Origin of the sequence: Streptomyces sp. JH14 (assembly GCF_029428675.1) — a bacterium.
In the GTDB taxonomy this organism is placed as follows: domain Bacteria; phylum Actinomycetota; class Actinomycetes; order Streptomycetales; family Streptomycetaceae; genus Streptomyces.
This window is the reverse complement of sequence record NZ_JAJNEL010000001.1, coordinates 3997084-4020414: the sequence shown is the minus strand read 5'-3', so window position 1 is coordinate 4020414 and position 23331 is coordinate 3997084. Positions and strand designations below refer to the sequence as shown.

At 71.6% G+C, this 23331-nt stretch carries 23 protein-coding genes and 1 riboswitch; of the genes, 12 read left to right on the top strand and 11 right to left on the bottom strand.

Going from position 1 to position 23331, the window contains the following annotated elements; translation table 11 throughout:
- Positions 1-326 precede the first annotated feature (326 nt).
- Entirely contained in the window at positions 327-605 is a 279-nt protein-coding gene (locus LRD69_RS18150) for a ubiquitin-like small modifier protein 1 (protein ID WP_277327627.1), read from the bottom strand.
- A gap of 33 nt (positions 606-638) precedes the next feature.
- Positions 639-1940 (bottom strand): threonine synthase, encoded by a 1302-nt coding sequence (gene thrC / locus LRD69_RS18145; RefSeq protein ID WP_277327626.1) that lies wholly within the window; start codon positions 1938-1940, stop codon positions 639-641.
- 17 nt (positions 1941-1957) lie between these two features.
- Positions 1958-2084, bottom strand: a riboswitch (SAM riboswitch).
- A gap of 153 nt (positions 2085-2237) precedes the next feature.
- Here thrC and LRD69_RS18140 point away from each other — a divergent pair.
- Positions 2238-3200, top strand: coding sequence for a glucosyl-3-phosphoglycerate synthase (locus LRD69_RS18140; RefSeq protein WP_277327625.1), 963 nt, complete (start codon positions 2238-2240; stop codon positions 3198-3200).
- A 54-nt stretch (positions 3201-3254) separates the two neighbouring features.
- On the top strand, positions 3255-4649 hold the full coding sequence (locus LRD69_RS18135; RefSeq protein WP_277327624.1) for a trehalose-6-phosphate synthase: 1395 nt from the start codon (positions 3255-3257) through the stop codon (positions 4647-4649).
- A 39-nt stretch (positions 4650-4688) separates the two neighbouring features.
- Here the strand turns inward: LRD69_RS18135 and otsB are convergent, their stop codons facing one another.
- The 3 genes from otsB to LRD69_RS18120 form a co-directional block, all read right to left on the bottom strand.
- On the bottom strand, positions 4689-5543 hold the full coding sequence (gene otsB, locus LRD69_RS18130; protein WP_277327623.1) for a trehalose-phosphatase: 855 nt from the start codon (positions 5541-5543) through the stop codon (positions 4689-4691).
- A gap of 170 nt (positions 5544-5713) precedes the next feature.
- A complete protein-coding gene (locus LRD69_RS18125; RefSeq protein WP_277327622.1) occupies positions 5714-5992 on the bottom strand; it encodes a DUF3263 domain-containing protein in 279 nt (92 codons plus the stop codon).
- Between the two features lie 32 nt (positions 5993-6024).
- Positions 6025-7242: an extracellular solute-binding protein gene (locus LRD69_RS18120; protein ID WP_277329776.1), complete on the bottom strand. Its 1218-nt coding sequence runs from the start codon at positions 7240-7242 to the stop codon at positions 6025-6027.
- 325 nt (positions 7243-7567) lie between these two features.
- On the opposite strand from LRD69_RS18120, the gene LRD69_RS18115 reads away from it, so the two are divergent.
- From LRD69_RS18115 to LRD69_RS18095, 5 genes are all read left to right on the top strand, one after another.
- Positions 7568-8476 carry a sugar isomerase gene (locus LRD69_RS18115; protein ID WP_277327621.1) on the top strand — a complete coding sequence of 303 codons (909 nt, stop codon included), beginning with the start codon at positions 7568-7570 and terminating at the stop codon, positions 8474-8476.
- Between the two features lie 102 nt (positions 8477-8578).
- Positions 8579-9511: an ROK family protein gene (locus tag LRD69_RS18110; protein WP_277327620.1), complete on the top strand. Its 933-nt coding sequence runs from the start codon at positions 8579-8581 to the stop codon at positions 9509-9511.
- The gene (gene nagA / locus LRD69_RS18105) at positions 9511-10665 is read left to right on the top strand and encodes an N-acetylglucosamine-6-phosphate deacetylase (RefSeq protein ID WP_277327619.1); all 1155 of its coding nucleotides are present in this window, start codon (positions 9511-9513) and stop codon (positions 10663-10665) included. The genes LRD69_RS18110 and nagA overlap by 1 nt, the downstream gene beginning before the upstream one ends.
- A 168-nt stretch (positions 10666-10833) precedes the next feature.
- Positions 10834-11763, top strand: coding sequence for a 1-phosphofructokinase family hexose kinase (locus LRD69_RS18100; RefSeq protein ID WP_277329775.1), 930 nt, complete (start codon positions 10834-10836; stop codon positions 11761-11763).
- Positions 11764-11886: 123 nt separating this feature from the next.
- Positions 11887-12735, top strand: a complete 849-nt coding sequence (locus LRD69_RS18095) for a class II fructose-bisphosphate aldolase (protein WP_277327618.1) — start codon at positions 11887-11889, stop codon at positions 12733-12735.
- Positions 12736-12833: 98 nt separating this feature from the next.
- Here the strand turns inward: LRD69_RS18095 and LRD69_RS18090 are convergent, their stop codons facing one another.
- Both LRD69_RS18090 and cdgB read right to left on the bottom strand, forming a co-directional pair.
- Complete coding sequence (locus tag LRD69_RS18090) at positions 12834-13856, bottom strand: CBM35 domain-containing protein (RefSeq protein WP_277327617.1); 1023 nt, start codon at positions 13854-13856, stop codon at positions 12834-12836.
- A gap of 164 nt (positions 13857-14020) precedes the next feature.
- A complete protein-coding gene (cdgB, locus tag LRD69_RS18085; protein WP_277327616.1) occupies positions 14021-15676 on the bottom strand; it encodes a diguanylate cyclase CdgB in 1656 nt (551 codons plus the stop codon).
- 370 nt (positions 15677-16046) lie between these two features.
- On the opposite strand from cdgB, the gene LRD69_RS18080 reads away from it, so the two are divergent.
- A complete protein-coding gene (locus LRD69_RS18080; RefSeq protein ID WP_346771913.1) occupies positions 16047-16553 on the top strand; it encodes a flavin reductase family protein in 507 nt (168 codons plus the stop codon).
- 68 nt (positions 16554-16621) lie between these two features.
- On the opposite strand, the gene arfB is transcribed toward LRD69_RS18080, so the two are convergent.
- Positions 16622-17047, bottom strand: a complete 426-nt coding sequence (gene arfB / locus LRD69_RS18075; protein WP_277327614.1) for an alternative ribosome rescue aminoacyl-tRNA hydrolase ArfB — start codon at positions 17045-17047, stop codon at positions 16622-16624.
- A 178-nt stretch (positions 17048-17225) separates the two neighbouring features.
- Here arfB and LRD69_RS18070 point away from each other — a divergent pair, with 178 nt between their 5' ends.
- Both LRD69_RS18070 and LRD69_RS18065 read left to right on the top strand, forming a co-directional pair.
- On the top strand, positions 17226-17801 hold the full coding sequence (locus LRD69_RS18070; protein WP_277327613.1) for a TerD family protein: 576 nt from the start codon (positions 17226-17228) through the stop codon (positions 17799-17801).
- Positions 17802-17941: 140 nt separating this feature from the next.
- Positions 17942-18469, top strand: coding sequence for a GNAT family N-acetyltransferase (locus LRD69_RS18065; protein WP_277327612.1), 528 nt, complete (start codon positions 17942-17944; stop codon positions 18467-18469).
- Positions 18470-18494: 25 nt separating this feature from the next.
- On the opposite strand, the gene LRD69_RS18060 is transcribed toward LRD69_RS18065, so the two are convergent.
- The 3 genes from LRD69_RS18060 to LRD69_RS18050 are packed head-to-tail and all read right to left on the bottom strand — an operon-like array spanning position 18495 to position 21132.
- Complete coding sequence (locus tag LRD69_RS18060) at positions 18495-19898, bottom strand: M1 family metallopeptidase (RefSeq protein WP_277327611.1); 1404 nt, start codon at positions 19896-19898, stop codon at positions 18495-18497.
- 39 nt (positions 19899-19937) lie between these two features.
- Positions 19938-20540 (bottom strand): ankyrin repeat domain-containing protein, encoded by a 603-nt coding sequence (locus tag LRD69_RS18055; RefSeq protein WP_277327610.1) that lies wholly within the window; start codon positions 20538-20540, stop codon positions 19938-19940.
- Between the two features lie 34 nt (positions 20541-20574).
- Positions 20575-21132 carry a heme-binding protein gene (locus LRD69_RS18050; protein WP_277327609.1) on the bottom strand — a complete coding sequence of 186 codons (558 nt, stop codon included), beginning with the start codon at positions 21130-21132 and terminating at the stop codon, positions 20575-20577.
- Positions 21133-21441: 309 nt separating this feature from the next.
- On the opposite strand from LRD69_RS18050, the gene LRD69_RS18045 reads away from it, so the two are divergent.
- Positions 21442-22644: a sensor histidine kinase gene (locus LRD69_RS18045; protein ID WP_277329774.1), complete on the top strand. Its 1203-nt coding sequence runs from the start codon at positions 21442-21444 to the stop codon at positions 22642-22644.
- Positions 22641-23267 (top strand): response regulator transcription factor, encoded by a 627-nt coding sequence (locus LRD69_RS18040; RefSeq protein ID WP_277327608.1) that lies wholly within the window; start codon positions 22641-22643, stop codon positions 23265-23267. The genes LRD69_RS18045 and LRD69_RS18040 overlap by 4 nt, the downstream gene beginning before the upstream one ends.
- Positions 23268-23331: the final 64 nt, after the last annotated feature.

Here is a 23331-nt window from a genome sequence, read left to right as displayed (position 1 = left end):
ACGAGAATTCTGAGCGGCACCGAACGCCCGAATATACGGAATTCATGCGATTCCAGGGCAACTCGGGCCGGGCAAAGGCCACTAATGGCGCAAGGAGTTCGAGCACTTTGGCTGCATCTTGTCGCGGGCGGGCGCATTCTCATATGCGGTCGGCGCGGGCAGCGATGGGGACTTCCCAACTCTACCGCGCTCAACCATGCAGAATTGCCCCCTCTGCTCAGCTCGCAGAGGGGGCAATTGCGGTGACACCGTGCAGCCGGCCGCCGAGGCCGGCGAGGACGACGCCGCAGGACGGACCCGGGGTCCGCCGCCGCGCCGACGGCGGGTCAGCAGCCGCCCGCGACCGCCGGAATGATCGAGATGCCCGCACCGTCCGGGGTGGCCGTCTCCAGGCCGCCCTCGAAGCGCACGTCGTCGTCGTTGACGTACACGTTCACGAACCGGCGCAGCTTGCCCTGGTCGTCCAGGACGCGGGCGGCGATGCCCGGGTGGTTCTGCTCCAGCGACTCGATGACCTGGGAGAGGGTCGTGCCCTCGGCCGCGACCTCGGCCTGACCGCCCGTGTAGGTGCGCAGGATGGTGGGGATACGGACCTTGACGCTCATGTGGGTGCCTTCCTTGTGCCTCGGGTGGTCGGATCAGCTGCGGGCGAGACCGGCGTCGCGGAACGCGTCCAGGCTGGGCCGGATCGTCGCGGTCGGGCCGGTGGTCGGGGCGACCGCGTCCAGCGTCTTCAGTCCGTCACCGGTGTTCAGGACGACGGTGGTGAGCGTCGGGTCCAGCAGACCGGCCTCGATCAGCTTCTTCGTCACGCCGACCGTCACCCCGCCCGCCGTCTCGGCGAAGATGCCCTCGGTGCGCGCCAGCAGCTTGATCGCGTCGACGATCTGCTGGTCGTCGACGTCCTCGACGGCGCCGCCGGTCCGGCGGGCGATGTCCAGGACGTACGGGCCGTCGGCCGGGTTGCCGATCGCCAGGGACTTGGCGATGGTGTCCGGCTTCTGCGGGCGCACGACGTCGTGACCGGCCTTGAAGGCCGTGGAGACCGGGGAGCAGCCCTCGGCCTGGGCGCCGAAGATCTTGTACGGCTTGTCCTCCACGAGACCGAGCTTGATCAGCTCCTGCAGACCCTTGTCGATCTTCGTGAGCTGCGAGCCGGAGGCGATCGGGATGACGAGCTGGTCGGGCAGCTGCCAGCCGAGCTGCTCGCAGATCTCGTACGCGAGGGTCTTGGAACCCTCGCCGTAGTACGGCCGCAGGTTCACGTTGACGAAGCCCCAGCCCTCGCCGAGCGGGTCGCCGATGAGCTCCGAGCAGAAGCGGTTGACGTCGTCGTAGTTGCCCTCGATGCCGACCAGTTCGCCGCCGTACACCGCGGCCATGACGACCTTGCCCTGCTCCAGGTCGTGCGGGATGAACACGCAGGACCGCAGTCCGGCCCGGGCGGCGGCGGCGCCGACGGCGCCTGCGAGGTTGCCGGTGGAGGAGCAGGAGAGCGTGGTGAAGCCGAAGGCGCGGGCGGCCTCGACGGCGATCGCGACGACGCGGTCCTTGAAGGAGTGCGTCGGGTTGCCGGAGTCGTCCTTGACGTACAGGCCGCCGGTGACGCCCAGTTCACGGGCGAGGTTGTCGGCCTTGACCAGCTTGGTGAAGCCGGGGTTGATGTTGGGCTTGTCGGCCACATCGGCGGGGACCGGCAGCAGCGGCGCGTAACGCCAGATGTTGTTCGGCCCGGCTTCGATGCGCTTCTTCAGCTCGTCCGGGGAGCCGCTCGGCAGGTCGTACGCCACTTCGAGCGGCCCGAAACACGAGGCGCAGGCGAAAATGGGGCCGAGGTCGAAACGCTCTCCGCATTCGCGACAGGAGAGTGCCGCGGCGGGACCGAGGTCGACGGCGTCGGCGGAAAAATCGGTGCTTACTGCAACAGTCTGCGTAGCCATGATGGCGAGGCCCTTTCTCCTCATCTTCCTCGCGACGCGTTTCGCCACGAGACGGAATTGGCACCTTCCCCACCTGACCTCGCGGTCGGCAGGAGGGTTGCCGGGACTTCAACGGGCCGTTCCCTCAGTCCCTCTGGATGAGCGCTGTGGCACTGGATCATCGACCCAGGCATTTGTTTGCGGACCGACCCCGACATGCGACGGCCATCCGCGTTGTTCAAGACTGTAACTGAAGCACCGGACGGTCGAGATAGCCGTCCGAACCGCGAGATGGATCACATACAGGGAGTATCGACCGTGCTGGAAGAGGTCGAACGCTGGCTGGCCAGGCGCTCCTGGTCGGTCGCCGACCGCCCACTGGACCGGCTCCCTGGCGCCAAGGCAAGCCTTGGCGCCAGGGATCCCCGGCGTGGGAGCGTCAGCGTCGTGCTGCCCGCTCTCAACGAGGAGGCCACGGTCGGCGCGATCGTGGAGACGATCCGGCGCGAGCTGATGGAGAAGGTGCCGCTGGTCGACGAGCTGGTGGTGATCGACTCCGGGTCGACGGACGCCACCGCGGATGTCGCCCGGACGGCGGGCGCCCGGGTGGTCCACCGCGACGCGATACTCCCCCGGATACCCGCGCTCCCCGGCAAGGGAGAGGTCCTGTGGCGGTCACTCCTGGTCACCACCGGCGACATCGTCTGTTTCATCGACGCCGACCTCAAGGACTTCTCCGCGGACTTCGTCTCCGGCATCGTCGGCCCGTTGCTGACCGATCCCGGGGTGCAGTTCGTGAAGGCGATGTACGACCGCCCGCTGGGGGAAGCGGCAGGCCAGGGTGGCCGCGTCACGGAACTGGTGGCCCGCCCGCTGCTCAACCTGCACTGGCCACAGCTGGCCGGCTTCGTCCAGCCGCTGGGCGGCGAGTACGCGGTGCGGCGCTCGCTGCTGGAGCGGCTGCCGTTCCCGGTCGGCTACGGGGTGGAACTGGGCCTGCTGGTGGATGCGCTGCACACGGTGGGGCTCGACGCGCTGGCGCAGGTCGACGTCGGGGTCAGGAAACACCGCCACCAGGACGGTCAGGCGCTGGGCCGGATGGCGGCGGCGATCTACCGGACCGCGCAACTGCGTCTCTCCCGGGGGCATCTGGTGCGGCCTTCGCTCACCCAGTTCGAGCGGGGCGAGGACGGTTTCGTGCCGTTCACACATCCGGTGGACACGGAGGAACGGCCGCCGATGTGCGAGATCGGCGAGTACGTTTCACGCCGCGCCGCCTGACGTGGCCTGACTTCGCACGTTTGGGCGGTTCGCGATCGGGCTAGATTCCGCAACATGGTCTCCGAGCACGCGATCACGCCCGCCGCCCAGGTACTCGTCGCGTCCAACCGCGGCCCCGTCTCGTACGCGCTGCGCGCGGACGGTTCGATCGGCGCCAGACGGGGCGGCGGCGGGCTCGTCTCCGGGCTCAGCGCGGTCGAGGACAAGCTGTGGGTCTGCGCGGCGCTCGGCGACGGGGACAGGGCGGCGGTCCGGCACGGAATCGCCGAGCCGGGTGTGCGGATGCTCGACATCGACGCCGATGTCCACGCCGACGCGTACAACGGCATCGCGAACTCGGTGCTCTGGTTCGTGCATCACATGCTGTACCAGACGCCGCTGGATCCGGTCTTCGACGCGGAGTTCCGCCGGCAGTGGGCGTCGTTCGAGACGTACAACCAGGCCTTCGCGCAGGCGCTCGCCGAAGAGGCGGGCGAGGGTGCGGCGGTGCTGGTGCAGGACTACCACCTGGCCCTGGTCCCGGGCATGCTCCGTGAGCTGCGGCCCGACCTGCGGATCGGTCACTTCTCGCACACCCCGTGGGCCCCGGTCGACTACTTCCGGCTGCTGCCCGACGACATCGCGGAGCAGCTGCTGCGCGGCATGCTCGGCGCGGACCGGGCGGGCTTCCTGACCCGGCGGTGGGCCGACGCGTTCACCGCCTGCTGCACGGAGATCCTGGGCGGCACGGGCCGGACGACGATCGGCGTGCACGGTCTGGGGGCGGACGCGGACTTCCTGCGCCGCCGCGCGCACGAGGCGGACGTGGACGAGCGGATGGCGGTGCTGCGGGAGCAGGTGGGCGGCACCGGCCGCAAGACGATCGTGCGGGTGGACCGTACGGAGCTGTCCAAGAACATCGTGCGCGGGCTGCTGGCGTACCGGGAGCTGCTGACCACCCGCCCGCAGTGGCGCGAGCGGGTGGTGCATGTGGCGTTCGCGTACCCGTCGCGGCAGGACCTGACGGTGTACCGGGAGTACACGGCCGAGGTGCAGCGGCTGGCGGACGACATCAACTCAGCCTACGGGACACCCGATTGGACCCCGGTCCTGCTGCATGTGAACGACGACTTCGCGCGCTCGCTGGGGGCGTACCGACTGGCGGACGTGGCGCTCGTCAACCCGATCCGCGACGGCATGAACCTCGTCGCGAAGGAGGTCCCGGTGGTCTCCGACCAGGGCTGCGCGCTGGTGCTGTCGCGGGAGGCGGGGGCGTACGAGGAGCTGGGCGCGGACGCGATCGTGGTGAACCCGTACGACGTGTCGGCGACGGCGGTGGCCCTGCACGCGGCGCTGACGATGCCGGACGGGGAGCGGGCGGAGCGGTCGAAACGGCTGGCCGCCGCCGCGACCGCGCTGCCGCCGCAGCAGTGGTTCCTGGAGCAGTTGGAGGCGCTGCGGGGGCAGTGACCCGTCCGGGGCCGTGGCGCCGGTGCCGGGCGGCGCGTGTCAGATGTGCTCGGCGAGGGCCGCGAGGAAGCCGACCACTGCCGCCGGTCCCGGCAGCAACAGGTCCGCACGTTCGGCTAGTTCGGGCACCTCGGCGCTTCCGCTGCACACCAGCAGGCCCGGGGTGCCGCCGGGGCCCTCCGCGCGGAGCTTCTCCACGGCGGCGTAGGCGGCGAGGTCGCCCAGGTCGTCCCCGGCGTACAGGACGGACTCGGCGCCCGTCTCGCGTACGTACTCCGCCAGCGCCACACCCTTGTCCGTGCCGGGCGGGCGCAGCTCCAGGACGAGGCGCCCCGGCTCGACGATCAGCCCGTGCCGGGCGGCGAGGTCACCGAGCGGGGCGCGCAACGCGTCGAAGGCGGCCTGCGGGTCGGCGGCGCGGCGGGTGTGGACGGCGAGCGCCTGCCCCTTCTCCTCGATCCACGTGCCGTGCCACGACCCGAACAGATCGAGCACGCCCGGGAGTTCGGCACGGGCCGCGGCCACACCGGGGTGCGGGGCGGGGGCGTGGACGGTGCTGGAGACGGCGTCCCAGCGTTCGGCGCCGTAGTGGCCGAGGACGACGAGGTGATCGAGACCCGGGACGCCCGCGAAGCCGCCGTGCCGGACCGCGACGCCGGCGGGCCGGCCGGTGATCACTGCGACGGAGGCGACCTTCGGGGCGAGCGCGGCGAGGGCCGGGACGGCGCCGGGGTGGGCGCGGGCCTGCTCCGGGTCCGGGACGATGTCGGCGAGGGTGCCGTCGAAATCGAGGGCGACCACGGCGCGATCGGGACGGGCGAGAAGGGCGGCGAGGCCTTCGCGGCCGGCCGGGGTGGTGGGGGTGGGAAGGGGATGTGCCGGGTTGCTGCCCATGGGGCGAGCCTAGCGGGGGTGCGGGGGTCCGGCTACGGGTGGCGCCTGCGGCAGGGACGGCCCGCTGCCCGGTCCTTCCCGTAACCGCGGTTTCACCCCCGGGCCCCTGCGCCCTCGGTCGCCGAAAGGGGCCGACAGGATGCCCCCGGACGCCGGGCGGGCCTGATGTGTCACCGGCGCCCGCGCCGGGCCTCCCGTACGCGCCGCAGCCGGTTGACCGTCACCGGGTCCTCCGCCAGCGCCCGCCGGTCGTCCAGCAACGCGTTCAGCAGCTGGTAGTAGCGCGTCGGCGATATCCCGAGCCCCTCGCGGATCTCGCGCTCCTTCGCGCCAGGCCCCGGCCACGACCGCCGTTCCAGCGCCAGTACCGCGCGTTCCCGTTCGGAGAGCCCCGGCCGCGCCGGCGCAGCCGGCTGCGTCGCGTCGGGGCCGTCCTCGGGGGTGGTCATATCAGCCAACATAATGCCCACCCCGCAGCCCGCTACTCCGCGTCCTCCGCCACATGGGCCGCGCGCGCTATCTCGCCCAGCACGCCCGTCGGGTTTCCGCCCGGCTCCACGGCCTGGCCGATCTTCTCCTTGATCAGTTCGCTCGTCTTCGCCCAGGACGTCTTGCCGACGGGGTAGAACTCCGAGTTCGGCAGCGCGTCCAGGAACTGGCGCAGCGGCTTGTGCTTGGCGTCCGTCTCCATCGCCTCGGACGCGCTGTCGGTGACCGGCAGCAGGTCGTACTCGTCGGCGAAGGCCACCACGTTCTTGTCCTCAAACATGTAGTCGAAGAACGTGCCGATGGCCTCACGGTGGTTGTTCTGCTTGAAGCCCATGATCCAGTCGGCGACGCCCATCGACCCCTCGGTGGGGCCGTCGATGCCGGGCAGCGGCACCATGCCGACCTTCACGCCCCGCTTCTCGGCCTCCTGCATCAGCGTCGGATGGCCGTTCAGCATCCCCACATCGCCGCGCGTGAACGCGTCGAACGCCTTCGCGCGGTCCAGCTTTCCGGGCGCCACCGGGCCGACCAGGCCCTTGTCGACCAGGTTGGTCTTCAGCCAGTCGAACGTGTTGATGTTCTCGGGCGAGTCGATGGTGTACGAGCCCATGTCGTCCGTGTAGCCGCCGCCCCCGCTGAGCAGCCACATCATGGTCTCGGCCTGGGACTCCTCCTGACCGAGCGGCAGCGCGAACGGGTAGGTGACGCCCCGCTGCTTGAGCACCGCCGCGTCGTTGCGGATGTCGTCCCAGGTCTTCGGGGCGTCCAGGCCCGCCCGGCTGAAGGACGTCTTGTTGTAGAAGAGCAGCCGGGTGCTGGCGACGAACGGCAGTCCGTACTGGGTCTGGTTGTACTGGCCCGCGTCGGCCAGTCGCGGCAGGAAGTTGGCCTGGGTGCGGATGGCGAGCATCTCGTCCGCGCTGTAGAGCTTCCCGGCCTTGGCGTAGTCCGCGTAGGCGCCGATCTGCGCGATGTCCGGGGCGTGCCCGCTCTCCACCATCTCGGCGACCTTGCGGTCGACGTCCTTCCACGAGTAGACGTGGACGTCGACCTTGATGTTCTTGTGGGCCGCCTCGAATTTCCGGGCGAGATCGTCCCAGTACTTCTCGGAACTGTTCGCCGCACTGGTGCCGTAGTCGGCCGCGACGAGCGTGAGGGTGACATCCCCCGAGCCGGTGCCGGTGCCGCAGCCGGACAACGTTGCCGTCATGCCCAGTGCGGCTGCCGCCGCTGTCAGTCCCAAGTAGCGCCGCTGCACAGCCAGTCCATCCTCATCGTTTCGGCGAACACCCGACCGTCCGGATGAGCTGCGATTTTGACCCATGGCTGCAACTGAGGTCTACACCAGAGAAGTATCGCTTCCGCATCGTAACCGGACCTGTGTCCAAATGGTCCCGGGGTGCCGTTGCACCGGGACCGGACCGGCGGTTAAGTACATCCCGGCGCACGGCATTTCATGGTCTGGACCTTTGTGTGCCCCTGTTCCGGCAGAGACCGTCGCCACCGTTCTCCCCCGCACCGAGGAGCCGTCCAGCATGTCCCGTACCGCATCCGAAATCGCCACCCAGCCCGGCTGCTGGCGGCGTGCCGCAGCGGCGGGGGCCGCGTTCGACGGCCTGCCCCGGCCGGGCGAGCGGGTCGCCGTCACCGGGTGCGGCACCTCCTGGTTCATGGCGATCGCGTACGCGGCGCTGCGCGAGGCGGCCGGACAGGGCGAGACCGACGCGTTCGCCGCGTCGGAGTTCCCCGTGGGCCGTCGGTACGACCGGGTCGTGGCCATCACCCGCTCCGGCACGACGACCGAGGTGCTCGCGCTCCTCGGCGAGCTGCGCGGGAAAGTCGCGACGGTGGCACTGACCGGCGATCCGAAGACGCCCGTCATGGACGCCGCCGACGCCGTGGCCGTACTGGACTGGGCGGACGAGGAGTCCGTCGTCCAGACCCGGTTCGCCACCACCGCACTGGCCTTCCTGCGGGCCGGCCTGGAGGCGGCGGGTCCGCTCCCGGCAGGGGTGAAGACGGTCGCCGAGGCCGCGGTCGACGCGGAGCTCGCGGTGACCGAGCCGCTGGCGGAGGCGGTCGTCGCGGCCGAGCAGTGGACGTTCCTGGGGCGCGGCTGGACGTACGGGCTCGCCCAGGAGGCCGGGCTGAAGATGCGCGAGGCGGCCGGCGCCTGGACCGAGTCGTACCCGGCGATGGAGTACCGGCACGGCCCGATCTCGATCACCGGGCCGAACCGGGTCACCTGGGTGTTCGGAGCGCTGCCCGAGGGGCTGGCGGGCGAGGTCGCGGGGGTCGGCGGCACGCTGGCCGCCCATGCCACGGCCGACCCGATGGCCGATCTGATCCGGGTGCAGCGGCTCGCGGTCGAGATCGCGGAGTCGAAGGGGTACGACCCCGACCACCCGCGCAATCTCTCGCGCAGCGTGATCCTGGCCCCCTGAGCCGACGGTCCGCACCGGCCCTCCGCATCATTTTGTATGGGTGCGCAACAAACAGCACTAGTGGACTAGACCTATCGGGGTTCGACGGGCGAAACTGTCCCCGTGAAACACGTCATCGCCCTCGATGTGGGCGGCACCGGAATGAAGGCCGCACTGGTCGGGGCCGACGGCACTCTGCTGCACGAGGCCCGGCGCGCGACCGGCAGGGAGCGCGGGCCCGACGCCGTCGTGGAGTCGATCCTCTCCTTCGCCGCGGACCTGCGCGCCCACGGCGAGGAGCACCTCGGCGAGAGCGCCGTCGCGGCCGGTGTCGCCGTCCCCGGCATCGTCGACGCGGAGAACGGGATCGCGGTCTATGCCGCGAACCTGGGCTGGCACGACGTACCCCTGCGGGACCAGCTCGGCGAGCGGCTCGGCAAGGTGCCCGTCGCGCTCGGCCACGACGTCAGGACCGGCGGCCTCGCCGAGGGCCGGATCGGCGCGGGCAAGGGTGCCGACCGCTTCCTGTTCGTACCGCTGGGGACCGGGATCGCCGGGGCCATCGGCATCGCGGGCACCATCGAGGCGGGCGCGCACGGGTACGCGGGCGAGATCGGACACATCGTGGTCCGGCCCGACGGGCCGGACTGCGGCTGCGGACAGCGCGGCTGCCTGGAGACTCTGGCCTCCGCCTCCGCCGTCAGCCGCGCCTGGGCCGCCGCCTCCGGTGACCCCGCCGCCGACGCCGCGGACTGCGCCAAGGCCGTGGAATCGGGCGATCCCGCGGCCGTACGGGTCTGGCAGGACGCGGTCGACGCGCTCGCCGCCGGGCTGGTCACCGCGCTCACGCTGCTGGACCCGCGCATGCTCATCATCGGTGGCGGTCTCGCAGAGGCAGGGGAAACGTTGTTCGTACCACTCCGTGCGGCCGTCGAGGAACGCGTCACGTTCCAGAAGCTGCCCCACATCGTCCCGGCGGCCCTCGGGGACACCGCCGGATGCCTGGGCGCAGGGCTGCTCGCCTGGGATCTTCTCTCCACGGAGGTATCCGCCTGATGGCCGCACGCGCAGACAGCACGGTTCTCGCAGGGGCCAGGGTGGTACTCCCCACCGGAACCGTCGAGAACGGCCGGGTGATCGTCGACGGCGCCCGGATCTCGGGCAGCGCGCCGGAGAACGCCCGGACCGTCGAACTGGCCGGCCACTGGGTCGTCCCCGGCTTCGTCGACATGCACAACCACGGCGGCGGCGGCGCCTCCTTCACCTCCGGCACCGTGGACGAGGTGCTCACCGGTGTCCGCACCCACCGCGAGCACGGCACCACCACCCTGGTCGCCTCCACCGTCACGGGTGAGATGGACTTCCTCGCCCAGCGGGCCGGCGTCCTCTCCGAACTCGTCGAACAGGGCGACCTGGCCGGAATCCACTTCGAGGGCCCGTTCATTTCGCCGTGCCGCAAAGGCGCGCACAGCGAACAGCTGCTGCGCCACCCGGACCCGGCCGAGGTCCGCAAGCTGATGGACGCCGCGCGCGGCACCGCGAAGATGTTCACGCTCGCCACCGAACTGCCGGGCGGCCTCGAGTCGGTGCGCATGCTCGCCGAGCACGGGGTGATCGCCGCGATCGGGCACACCGACGCGACGTACGAGCAGACCGTCGAGGCGATCGACGCCGGCGCCACCGTCGCCACCCACCTCTTCAACGCGATGCCGCCGCTCGCCCACCGCGAGCCCGGCCCGATCGCCGCGCTCCTGGCGGACGAGCGGATCACCGTCGAGCTGATCAACGACGGTACGCATCTGCACCCGGCCGCCCTGGAACTGGCCTACCGTCACGCCGGGGCCTCCCGCGTCGCGCTGATCACGGACGCGATGGACGCGGCCGGTTTCGGCGACGGCCGGTACCAGCTGGGCCCGCTCGCCGTCGACGTCAGGGACGGCGTCGCCAGGCTCGTCGAAGGCGGTTCGATCGCGGGCTCTACGCTCACCCTGGACACCGCGTTCCGCCGGTCCGTCACCCTCGACAGGATCCCGGTCGAGGACGTCGTGGAGTCCATCTCCGCCAACCCGGCGCGGCTGCTCGGCCTGTACGACAGGGTCGGCTCGCTGGAGCCGGGCAAGGACGCGGACCTGGTGGTCCTGGACGACGACTTCGTACTCAAGGGCGTCATGCGCAAGGGCGAATGGGTCATCGAACCCCAGCTCGGCTGATTCCGCCCCTGGTTGACGGTGGGTCGCATGCGTAACGAAGAGGAGGCGGTTGGTCCCGGGGTCTGGGCCGACCGCCGTCTCTTTGACATGATCGCTTCGTCAACAGCAGGGAATGCGCGTTCTGGCAAGGGGATCCGCGCTCCGGCACGGATCGAAGGGGTGGCCGAGGTGATCCTCACGGTCACGCTGAACACGGCGCTCGACCTGACCTACGGCGTACCGGCGCTGGTTCCGCACACCAGCCACCGCGTCCGCGACCTCTCCGAACGCCCGGGAGGCAAGGGCCTCAACGTGGCCCAGGTGCTCTCCGCGCTCGGCCACGACACCGTGGTCACCGGCTTCGCCGGAGGCACCACCGGAGCAGTGCTCCGCGAGCTGCTGGCCGGCCTCCCGCCGCGCGACGCCCTCGTCGCCGTCGCCGGGAACACCCGCCGCACGATCGCCGTCGTCGATGCGTCCACCGGCGACACCACCCAGTTCAACGAACCGGGCCCGCAGGTCACCGCCGAGGAATGGGCCGCCTTCCTGACGACGTACGAGAAGCTCCTCGGCGAGGCGGACGCGGTCGCCCTCTGCGGCAGCCTGCCGCCCGGCATCCACGTCGGTGCGTATGCCGAACTGGTCCGCCTGGCCCGCGCCGCCGGGGTCCCGGTCCTCCTCGACACCAGCGGCGAACCGCTGCGACGGGGCATCGCCGCCCGCCCCGACCTGATCAAGCCGAACGCCGACGAGCTCGCCCAGCTCACCGGCTCCCGCGAACCGCTGCGCGCCACCCGCGACGCCCGCCGGCGCGGTGCGCACGGTGTCATGGCCTCGCTCGGCGCGGACGGCATGCTCGCCGCCACGCCCGACGGCACCTGGCGGGCCGCACCGCCCGCCCGGGTGGCGGGCAACCCGACCGGAGCGGGCGACTCCGCGGTGGCCGGGCTGCTGTCCGGCCTCGTCGAGGGCCTGAGCTGGCCGGACCGGCTGCGCAGGGCGGTGGCACTGTCAACGGCGACGGTGCTGGCCCCGGCGGCCGGGGAGTTCGACCGGGCGGCATACGAGGAGCTGCTGCCGCGCGTCGTCGTCGAGGAGTACGCCCCGACGACGGCCTGAGCCGGGCCGGACCGCTGCGTGAGCCGCGCACCCGTCCGGCACCGGCACCACCACCCGTACCAACCGCACGGCCCAGCACCACCCCGTACCAACCCGCGCCAACAGAACGTTTCAGGGGGCAGCATGCCGCTCGTCAGCACCGGTGAACTCGTCTCGGACGCGCAGGCCGACCGTCGCGGGATCGCCGCCTTCAACGTCATCACGCTGGAGCACGCGGAGGCCATCGCCGAGGGCGCGGAACGCGCCGGGGCGCCCGCCATCCTGCAGATCTCCGAGAACGCCGTGAAGTTCCACGGCGGCCGGCTCTCCGCCGTCGCCGCCGCGGCCGCCGCCGTCGCCCGCGCCTCCAGCGCGCCGCTCGCCCTCCACCTCGACCATGTCGAGTCCGTCGAGCTGCTGCACCAGGCGCACGCGGAGGGCTTCGGTTCGGTCATGTTCGACGCATCGAAGCTCCCCTACGAGGAGAACGTGCGGGCCACGGCCGACGCGGTGGCCTGGGGTCACGAGCGCGGTGTGTGGATCGAGGCGGAGCTCGGCAAGGTCGGTGGCAAGGAGGGCGAGCCGCCGCTCGACGCGCACGCCCCCGGTGTCCGCACCGACCCGGCCGAGGCCGCCGCCTATGTCGCGGCGACCGGGGTGGACGCGCTGGCCGTCGCGGTCGGCTCCTCGCACGCGATGACGGAGCGCACCGCCGCCCTGGACCACGCCCTGATCGGCCGGCTGCGCGATGCGGTCACGGTCCCGCTGGTGCTGCACGGCTCCAGCGGCGTCCCGGACGACGAGATCCGCCAGGCGGTCGCCTCCGGCATGCGCAAGATCAATGTGGGCACGGCCCTGAACACGGCCTTCACCGGTGCCGTCCGTGCGTACCTGGCCGAGAACCCGACGGGCGTCGACCCCCGCAAGTACCTCGTCCCGGGCCGCGAGGCGATGGCCGCGACCGTGGCGGGGTTCCTGGCGCTGATGGGCTGAGAACCACGAGGTGGCCGGAGCGCAAGAACTGCCCTACGTCCTCGTCCGAACCGTCGCGGTGCGGAGGAAGGCGTAGGGCAGAGCGGTTCCGGAAGGGCTCAGCCCGTCGCCGGCGTGACCTCGAGCCAGTCGAGAATCACATCGCACTGATTGCCGGTCTCGCACGAGATCTTGATCTCGTTGTCGCCCTGGTTCAAGGTCACCGGCGCCCAGGTGGTCTGCCAGTTCTTCTCCCAGTTCGGGTCCGAGGAGTGCACGAAGTTCTTCAGACCGATGGGCTGGCTGTTGGCCTTGCCGTTGACCGTCAGCGTGGCGTTGGCGTCCTTGGCGGGGATGGCGTACCGCACCGTCAGCCGGTACTCCCCGTCGGTCTTCATGGGTGCCTTCCAGGTCACCGAGGACCCGACCTGGTTGAAGCCGGTGACGTACACGCCGTCCGCGCCCTCGGCCCCCTTGATGACCTTCTCGACCTTGGCCGTGCCGCCGAGCTGCAGCGTCGCCGCGTCCTGCTTCGGCAGCTCCACGGGCTCCTCGGAGGAGGACGCGGAGTCTTTCGGCTTCGGGGAGTCGTCGGTCCCGCCGTTGGCGCCGGCCGAGGTGGTGGCCTCGTCCTTCTTCTTGCCGTCGTTGTCGTCGCCCGTGATCAGTGCGGCGCTGATGCCGATGACCACGACGGCGACGACCGCGATCGCGCCGATCAGCAGGCCCTTGTTGTTCGGGCCGCCCTTGCCGGGGCCACCGGTCCGGCCATGGCCGCCCGGCGGCGGGACCTGGGAGGCGGGTGCGCCACCGGGGTAGGTCTCGGGGGCGGCGTACTGCGCGTTCGGGCGGCCGTAGGGCGCCTGGGGCTGGCCGTACGCGGCCTGGGCCTGCGGCTGCCCGTACGGGGCCTGCGGCTGGCCGTACTGCTGCGGCGGCACCTGCTGCCCGTACTGGCGCTCGCCGACGGTCCGCACCTGGTTGTACGAGGTCCTCGGCACGCCCGGCTGCGCGGCCGGACCCGGGTAGCCGTACCCGCCCTGCCGCGGCGCCTGCGCGCCGGATGCCTGCCCGTCCTCGTACAGGTAGCCGAACGGATCGTCGTCCTCGGGCGTGCTTGCGCCGTTGTTCCCGGCCGTCATCCCTGGGTCACTCCTCACCATGTCGCCAGCCGTCGCCGAATATCGCCAGCCGTGGCCGACCGGCCGAGCCTACCTCGAACGGAGCACACCAAGAGTTGCCGACGACCATCGGGGGCGGAGACGGGAAGCGGCGCGGGGCGCCCGGAGCAGCCCTGCCGTGAACGTCAGCCGGCCCTGCGGTGAACCTTCGAACGGGAACGCTTCTCCACGTACATCCGCTGGTCGGCGGAGCGCAGCACCTCTTCGCCGGTCATGCCGCAGGCGGCCCAGCCGATCCCGAAGCTCGCCCCGACCCGCACCGCGCGACCATCCACCCGAATGGGCGGAATGATGGCGTTACGGAGGCGTACGGCAAGGTCTGCGGCGTCCGCGGCGCCGAGCCCGTCCGCGAGAACGACGAATTCGTCACCCCCGAGCCGGGCGACCGTGTCGCCGTCGCGCACACAGGTGGTGAGCCGGCGGGCGACCTCGATCAGGACGGCGTCGCCGGTGTGGTGCCCGAAGCGGTCGTTGATGGACTTGAAGCCGTCGAGGTCGCAGAAGAGGACCGCGAGCCCCTTCGCCCCGTCGTCGGCGCCGTCGGGCGCCACGGCGTGCACATGGTGGTCGTACGGGCCGCCGCCCACCGCGTCGGCCTCGAAGCCGTCGGCCCGGAAGCCGTGCATCCGGCCGTCCGGGTCCTCGACGTCGCCGTACGCCGCGTCCAGCGCCTCCACGGCGGTGGTGGCCGCCGCGTACGGGCGCTCGCAGAGCCGGGCGGCGAGCCGGGCGCGCAGCTCGGCGCTGTTGGGCAGGCCGGTGAGCGCGTCGTGCGAGGCGCGGTGCGCCAGGTTCAGCTCATGGCGCTTGCGCTCCTCTATGTCCTCGACATGGGTGAGGAGGAAGCGCGGGCCGTCGGCGGTGTCCGCGACGACGGAGTTGCGCAGCGAGACCCAGAGGTAGGACCCGTCCCGGCGCCCGAGCCGCAGTTCCGCGCGGCCGCCCTCGGCGGAGGTGCGCAGCAGGGTGCCGACGTCCTCGGGGTGGACCAGGTCGGCGAAGGAGTAGCGGCGCAGCACCGAGGCCGGGCGGCCGAGCAGCCGGCACAGCGCGTCGTTGGTGCGCAGCAGCCTGCCGTGCTGGTCGCCGCCCATCTCGGCGATGGCCATGCCGCTGGGTGCGTACTCGAAGGCCTGGCGGAACGACTCCTCGCTGGCCCGCAGCGCCTGCTGCTCGCGTTCGAGCCGGACCAGAGCGCGCTGCATGTTTGCTCGGAGCCGGGCGTTGCTGATCGCAATGGCCGCCTGCGATGCGTACATCTGGAGGGCCTCACGGCCCCAGGCGCCGGGACGGCGGCCGTTGCGCGGCCGGTCGACGGAAATGACGCCGAGGAGGTCGAGGCCGCCGCCGGACGCGTACATCGGGGCGTAGAGCCGGTCCTGCGGGTGCCACTCGTCGTCGAAGCGGGGCTCGGGGCCTTCGGTGTGCCACTGCGGTACGTCGTCGTCGAGGAGGACCCAGCCGTCGGTGTGCGGTATGAAGCGGAGCTCGTCCCATGCCTCACCCATGGACAGCCGGCGCTCCCACGAGGCCCGGGAACCGACGCGGCCGGTGATCAGGGACTCGGCGGCGGAGTTGCCGGCGAACGCGGCCACGACGAGATCACCGTCGGGGCGGACGAGGTTGACGCAGGCCAGCCCGTATCCGAGACCGGCGACGATCCCGTCGGCCACGGTCTGCAGTGTGTCGGCCAGACTCCGCGCCGTGTTGAGATCGGCGACGGCCTGATGCAGCTGCCGCATCGTCGCCAGACGGACGTACGGCTCCGACTCGGCCTCCATCGCTCGCACTCCCCGAGACCTCGACAGCACTCCAGGTTTCATATCGACGTACTTGTTCGCAGTGTCACCGCCACTGAATCACAGTGAGCTGTACACCCGGTACACAGGGTCAGCAAATATTGCACTCTGTGACTCAAGTCACAACAGATGGTGAAGGGTTGAGCAGGCCCCGTGCAAGCGGTCCGTCCGTTTCTTGAACGCAAATCTGGACGTTGCAGTACGTTGCGGCCCGCCCCTGGGCCCGGAGTCCTAGGACCTGGCTGGTCCCCTGGCCCGATGCGGCGGCGCACGGTCCACGGCTAGCGTGCCCGTTGTGTTGCAGACGAAGCCCCCCACCCCGCGGTCCGAGCCCATCCCCCATGCTGAGGGAGTGAGCAACGACGAGTTCCGCGGCGCCCTCGCCCGCCTGGCGGCCGGCGTGGTCCTGATCACCGCCCAGGAGCCGCCGCTCGACGAGAACGGACGCGGCGAGGACGTCGGGATGACGGCCACCGCCTTCATGTCCGTGTCGCTGGACCCGCCGCTCGTCCTGGTGAGCCTGCGCAACGGCTCCCGGATGGACGACCTGCTCGACGAACAGCCGCTGTGGGCGGTCTCCGTGCTCACGGAGAGCCAGCGGCACATCGCGGGGCGGTTCGCGATGAAGGGCCGGATCAGCGACCGGCTGCTGTTCGAGGACATCCCCTATGTGCGGGGAGAGGTGACGCGCGCACCGCTGGTCGGCGGGTCCCTCGCCACCCTGGAGTGCCGTACGGAGCAACGGGTGCTCGCGGGCGACCACACGCTGGTGATCGGACGGGTGCTGAGCGCCTCGCTTCCGAGCGCGGACGGCGGGCCGCTGACGTACTTCCGGGGGCGCTACCGCCAGCTCGGCTGACGGGCCGCCGGGCGGCTCATGGCCCCGGGGGCCGGCCGGCCGGGTGCGCAGGCCGCGGCCCGCGTCGTCTACCAGTCGCGGCCGGAGCGGCCGCGCTTCGTGTCGCCCCGCTGCTTCTTCTCGCGCAGCCGGCGTTCGTTGATCCCGCGGGGGATCCTGGTCCTGCGGCGCGGCTTCGGCGGCGGCGCGGTGGCTTCGGCGAGCAGCGCGGCGAGACGGACGAGGGCGGTCTCGCGGTTGCGCCACTGGGAGCGGTGCTCCGACGCCCGCACCGTGACGACGCCGCCCACCAGCCTGCTCGCCAGGCGCTCGAGCGCCCGCTCCTTCCACACCTCGGGGAGCGCGTCGGTCGCCGCGAGGTCGAAGCGGAGCTCCACCTGGGAGTCGCTGGTGTTGACGTGCTGGCCGCCGGGCCCGGAGGACCGCGAGAAACGCCACATGAGTTCGGCCTCCGGCAGAGAGACCGAACCGCGGATGACATAGGGCCCGGACATGACACCCATGTTCCCTGGCCCGGACCCCGTTCGTCACCTTCTTTTGACGTCTCGGTCGACAGTTCGGTAAAGAAAGTAAAGGGAGCAGGAACCTCTCGGTCCCTTGGGTGCGTTATGACATGTGACGGTAGCTTCGTGAAGGCACGAAGCCCTCACTCGACGATGAAAGGGACTTCCCATGGCAGTAAGCCTGTCCAAGGGCGGCAACGTCTCCCTCACCAAGGAGGCCCCGGGCCTGACCGCCGTCACGGTCGGCCTCGGCTGGGACGTCCGCACCACCACCGGTACCGACTTCGACCTCGACGCCTCGGCGATCGCGGTGAACCCCACGGGGAAGGTCGTCTCCGACGGCCACTTCGTGTTCTTCAACAACAAGTCGACCCCGGACCAGACCATCGTCCACACCGGTGACAACGTCACGGGTCAGGGCGAGGGCGACGACGAGCAGATCAACGTCAACCTGGCAGGCCTGCCGGCCGACGTCGACAAGATCGTCTTCCCCGTCTCGATCTACGACGCCGAGACCCGCAGCCAGAACTTCGGCCAGGTGCGCAACGCGTTCATCCGCATCATCAACCAGGCCGGCGGCACCGAGATCGCCCGCTACGACCTGAGCGAGGACGCCGCCACCGAGACCGCCATGGTCTTCGGCGAGCTGTACCGCAACGGGGCGGAGTGGAAGTTCCGCGCGGTGGGCCAGGGTTACGCATCCGGCCTGCGCGGCATCGCCCAGGACTTCGGCGTCAACATCTGACGCGGCACGCATGCGGCACCACGGTTCGGGGCCTGACCTGAACCGTGCGGGCGCCCCCGGCCGATTCGCCTTCGGCCGGGGGCGCCCGCGCGTCCGGCCGAAGGCCCGAACACGCAGAGAGCACGAAGAGAGTGCGCGACATGATCATCGAACCACTGCGGCCGGTGGCCGGCGCCCTTCCCGGCCCGCTGCTCGCCGAACTCACCGCGCTCTACGCGTCCAACCTGACGTTCCAGCAGCTCAGCGGTGACTTCCCGGACCCCCGCGACATCCGGCCCGAGCAGGTCGCCGCCTCGCTCGCCGACGAGCTGGCGAACCCGGACACCGAGGTGCTGCTCGCCCGGTCGCAGGGGCGGTTGGTCGGCGTGGCCGTCACCCTGGCGCACCACCCGGACCCGGCCGACCCCGACCCCTGGATCGGGCTGCTCATGGTCGACGCACGGCGGCACCGCTCCGGTTACGGGCGCCGGCTGGCCGGCCTCGTCGAGGACCGGTTCCGGGCAGCCGGGCGGGACGGCATCCGGCTGGCCGTCCTGGAGAACAACCCCGCGGCGCTCGCCTTCTGGACCGCGCTCGGCTACGACGTCATCGACCATCGCCGCGACCACTCGCTGGGCCGCCCCTGCTCGGTGTTGCACAAAGCGCTGAAGGCCACCGAAGCGGAGTAGGTCACGGCGGGTTTCCCGCGACCGGTCACCCGTTCTCCGTGGCGGGCCGGCCGTCGCCGTACAGCCAGGTCTTCCACAGATCCGTCAGATCCTGCCCCGTGGCCTTCTCCACATAGGCGGTGAAGTCGGCCGTCGACGCGTTGCCATGGCGATGGGCCTTCGTCCAGCCCGCGACGAGGGCGAAGAACCGCCGGTCGTCGTCGACGGCCTGCCGGATCTTGTGGATCACCATCGCCCCGCGCCCGTACACCGGGGCCCGGGAGATGTCCGCGGCCGTCGGCGGATCGGCGGGCGGGAAGGCCCAGTTGTCGTCGTCGGCGAAGGCCGCGTCGAAACTGTCCCGCACCGGGACACCCTCCTTGTCGGCCTCCCACAGCCACTCCGCGTACGTGGCGAACCCCTCGTTGAGCCACATGTCGCGCCAGCTCGCGGGCGTGACGGAGTCCCCGAACCACTGGTGGGACATCTCGTGGACCAGAAGTCCGGCGGTCGGCGGCCCGGGGAAGTACGGCCGGTCCTGGGTCTCCAGCGCATAGCCGGAGTCGTGCGAACGGTCGACGATCGCACCGGTCGAGGAGAACGGGTACGGCCCGAAGCGCGCGGCCTCCCACTGCACGATCTCGGGGATCCGGGCGAGGGTCCGAGCACTCGCCGCGGCCACCTTCGGGTCCACGGCCGTGAACACCTTGATGCCGTCGGGGGTCGTCGACGCCTTCGTGTCGAAACGGCCGATCGCGAGCGTCGCGAGATAGGTCGCCATGGGCTCGGCGGTATGCCAGTGGTACGCGGAGGTGCGACCGGAAGCCCCGCCCGACACCCTGCGGGACGTCAGTTCTCCGTTGGAGACAGCGGTCAGGCCCTCGGGAACGGTGACCGTGAGGTCGTACGTCGCCTTGTCGCTCGGGTGGTTGTTGCCGGGGAACCAGGTCATCGCACCGACGGGCTCGCCGAGCGCGACCGACCCGTCCGCCGTCCTCAGCCAGCCCTCCTTCGACCCGTCCGGATCGGTGAGGGTCAGCGGGGAACCGGAGTAACGGACGACCGTGCGGAAGGTCCTGCCCCGGCGAAGGCGGCTCTCCACCTCGGCGTCGGGCCGCAGCGTCAGCTCGCGGGCCGCCCGGTTGAAGGCGGCCGGACGCCCCTCGACCCGGGCGGACTCGACAGTCAGGCCGGCCAGGTCGAGGTTGAAGGCGCTGAGGTCCTGGGTGGCGCGCGCCGTGATCACGGCGGTACCGCGGATCCGGTGTGCGGCCGGGTCGACGTCGAGGGTGAGGTCGTAGTGCGTGACGTCGTACCCGCCGTTGCCGGCCTTCGGGAAGTACGGGTCGCGCAGACCCGCGGAGCCGGGGGTTCCCTGCACGCCACCGCTGCAGGCGGTGGCGAGGGAGACGACGGCGGCGAGGACCAGGAGCGGGACGGTGGGGCGCACACCGACGACCCTATGTGCGGAATGTCGGATCGGGGATGCTCACCTGGGGTCCCGGTCCCGCAGCAGCGCCGCGATCTCCCCGAACCCGCGCCGCTCCGCGTGTTCCAGCGCCGTCACCCCGTCGCCGTCCGGCAGACCGGGGGTGGCGCCCGCCGCCAGCAGCAGTTCGACGATCTCCTGGTGCGCCCGGCCGCCGTCGCCCAGGATCACGGCCTCCAGCAGGGCGGTCCAGCCGAGCCGGTTGACGTGGTCGACGTCGATGTCCGTGACGCGGAGCAGCTCCCGTACGTAACCGACATGACCGCGCTCGCTCGCCGGGATCAGCACAATGCCGCCGAACCGGTTACGGAGCTTCAGGTCCGGACCGGCGGGCAGCAGGGTGTGCAGCATCGCGACGCTGCCGGTGACGCCGGTCGCCAGCCAGGGACTCTCCTCACGCCGGTCCTGCGCATCGGGGTCCGCACCCGCCTCGACGAGCAGCCGGGCGACCTCGACATGGTCCCCGTGGACGGCGAGGAGCAGCGGGGTACGCCCCTCCCCATCGCGGACGTCGACACGGGCGCCGCCCTCGATCGCGGCGCGTGCGGCATCGGCGTCACCGGTGCGCGCGGCTCGGAGGAGGTCGTGATCGAGGGCGTTCATACGCGGTCTCTCCTGGGTCCTGTGGTCGGCTCTCCTACCGGGCGAGTGCGGCGACGCCTGCCCGGGCGAACTTCTCGTCGAGGTCGCCGCTGGGGGCGCCGGCCACTCCGATGCCGGCCACCGGTGCGCCCTTGACCTGCACCGGGGCGCCGCCCGCGAGGAAAAGAGTGCCAGGGATGTCCTTCAGGTTCGGGGCCTGGGCGAGGCGGCCGGCGAGCACGGAGGTGGGGGCGTTCCAGGAGACGGCGGTGTACGCCTTCTTCCCGGCGGACTCGTACGCCTGCGGGCCGGAACCGTCGCCGCGCAGCGTCACGAGGGTGTTGCCGTTCCGGTCGACGACGGCGACCGCCACACGCTGGTTCTCCTTCTCGGCGGCGTCGAGGGCGGCGCGCGCGGCCTCGGTGGCGGCGGCGACGGTCAGATGGGTGGTCTGCTGGAGGTTCCGGTTCGCCGTATCGGCCGTGACGGCGGCGGCAGGGGCAGCGGCGGGGGCGGAGGCGCTCGCGGACATGGCACCGAACGTTCCGGCACCGAGCGCGGCGGCGGCGACGGCACCGGTGAGGACACGGGTGCGCAGCGACATCTTCTTCATGGGGATGCTCCTCGACGATTCGACGTTTCCGCCCGGGCGGCGTTCCGGTCGGGCGGTGTCCGGCTCTGTGATCGATCCTCCGGCCGGATCCGGCCCCGTGACGTCGACGTACCGGATCGACAGCGCGCACAGGACGGCTGACGGTCCCATCGGCCGATCGGTTGATGCGGGGGTGGCCCCACCGGGTCACCATGGATGTATCCGCGCAGGTCAGCAGCAGCTCTTCGGTAGCCGGCAGGGAGTACGAGGTACGAAGTGGAGCACCGAACCGAAGCCGCCGACCCGGATGCCCGGTGGCTCGCGCTGCTGATGCACGCCGCCTTCTTCCTGCTGCTCGGCGCGTCCCTGGCCCGCTTCCTGCTCCGCCACCCGGGCGAGGACCGCACCCCGTGGATCATCGCGCTGTCCGTGACGCTCGCCGCGCTGTATCTGCTGGGCCCGGTGCTCGGTTCGCGCCCCACCCCGCGCCGGCTCGCCTGGCTCGGCGTGCTCGTGGCCGTGTGGATGGTGCTCGTCGTCCTCGCGCCGAGCTTCGCGTGGTGCGCGGTGCCGCTCTTCTACACGGGACTGCGGCTGCTCCCGCCGCGCGCCGCGCTCGCGCTCGTCGCACTGCTCACCGTGTTCGTCGTGGCCGCGCAGCTGCGGCTGGCCGACGGCTTCGACCCGAACCTGGTGCTCGCGCCCCCCGCCGTGGCGGCCATCGCGACCGCGGTCTTCGTCCATATGGAGCGTCAGGCCGTGCGCCAGCGCGAACTGATCGACGATCTGCTGCGCACCCGTCGCGAACTCGCCGCCACCGAGCGCCGCGAAGGCACCCTCGCCGAACGCCAGCGGCTCTCCATGGAGATCCACGACACCCTCGCGCAGGGCCTGTCCAGCCAGCAGATGCTGCTCCAGGCCGCGGACCGCACCTGGGACGCCGACCCGGGGACCGCCCGCCGCCACGTCCGTACGGCCACAGGCATCGCCGAACGCAACCTCGCCGAAGCCCGCCGCTTCGTCCACGACCTGGCACCGGCGGATCTCGCGGAGGGCGGCGGCCTGGAGGCGGCGCTGCACGCCCTGGCCGCCCGCGAAACGGGGCAGGCCCAGGGGCTGCTCACGGTCCGCTGCCATGTGGAGGGAACGCCGCACGCGGCGCTGCCCGACCGGGTGCAGTCCGCACTGCTGCGCATCGCCCAGGGCGCCCTGGCCAATGTGAAGGAGCACGCGGACGCCACGGAGGCCGCGCTGACACTGACCCACCTGGACGACCGGACCGTCCTGGACATCGCCGACGACGGCCGCGGCTTCGTCCCGCCCGCACCGGCCGCCCTGCGTCCGTCAGTGGGCGTACGCGGCCATGGGCTGCCCGCGATGCGCGCCCGGCTGCACCAGCTCGGCGGCACGCTCACGATCGAATCGGCACCGGGCGAGGGAACCGTCGTCTCCGCCGCGGTTCCCCTGCCCGCCCCTGCCTCCTCGCCCTCGCCCTCGCCCTCGCCCTCGCCCTCGCCGGAGGAACCCTCATGACCTCGCCCGCGGTACGGATCCTGCTCTGCGACGACCACGCCGTCGTACGCGCCGGGCTGCTCGCCCTCCTGGGCAGCGAACCGGACATCGAGGTCGTCGGCGAGGCGGGCAGCGGCGAGGAGGCCGTCGCCGTGGCCGCCCGGCTCACCCCCGACGTCGTCCTGATGGACCTGCAGCTGGGCGAAGGAATCGACGGCGTCGAAGCCACCCGCCGCATCGCGGCCACCGGCGTCCACGTCCTCGTCCTCACGACGTACGACACGGACGCGGACATCACCCGCGCCATCGAGGCGGGCGCCACCGGCTACCTGCTGAAGGCGGAACGCCCGGAGGAGCTGTTCGCCGCGATCCGCTCGGCGGCCCAGGGCCGCACCACGCTCTCCGCACCGGTGGCCGGCCGTGTCATGGCCCGCATGCGCAGCCCCCTGCCGACGCTCACCGACCGCGAACGCGACATCCTGGGCCAGCTGTCCCAGGGCCTGGGCAACCGGGACATCGCCCGGGCCCTGTTCATCAGCGAGGCCACGGTCAAGACGCACCTGGGCCGCATCTACCACAAACTCGGCGTCGACACCCGTGCGGGCGCCGTCGCCGTGGCGAAGGAGCAGCGGCTGCTGCCGTGAGCCGGGACGCCCGCGACGAGGACCGCCGCGGCACCGGCCACCCGCGGTCCCCGGCCGGCGGGGC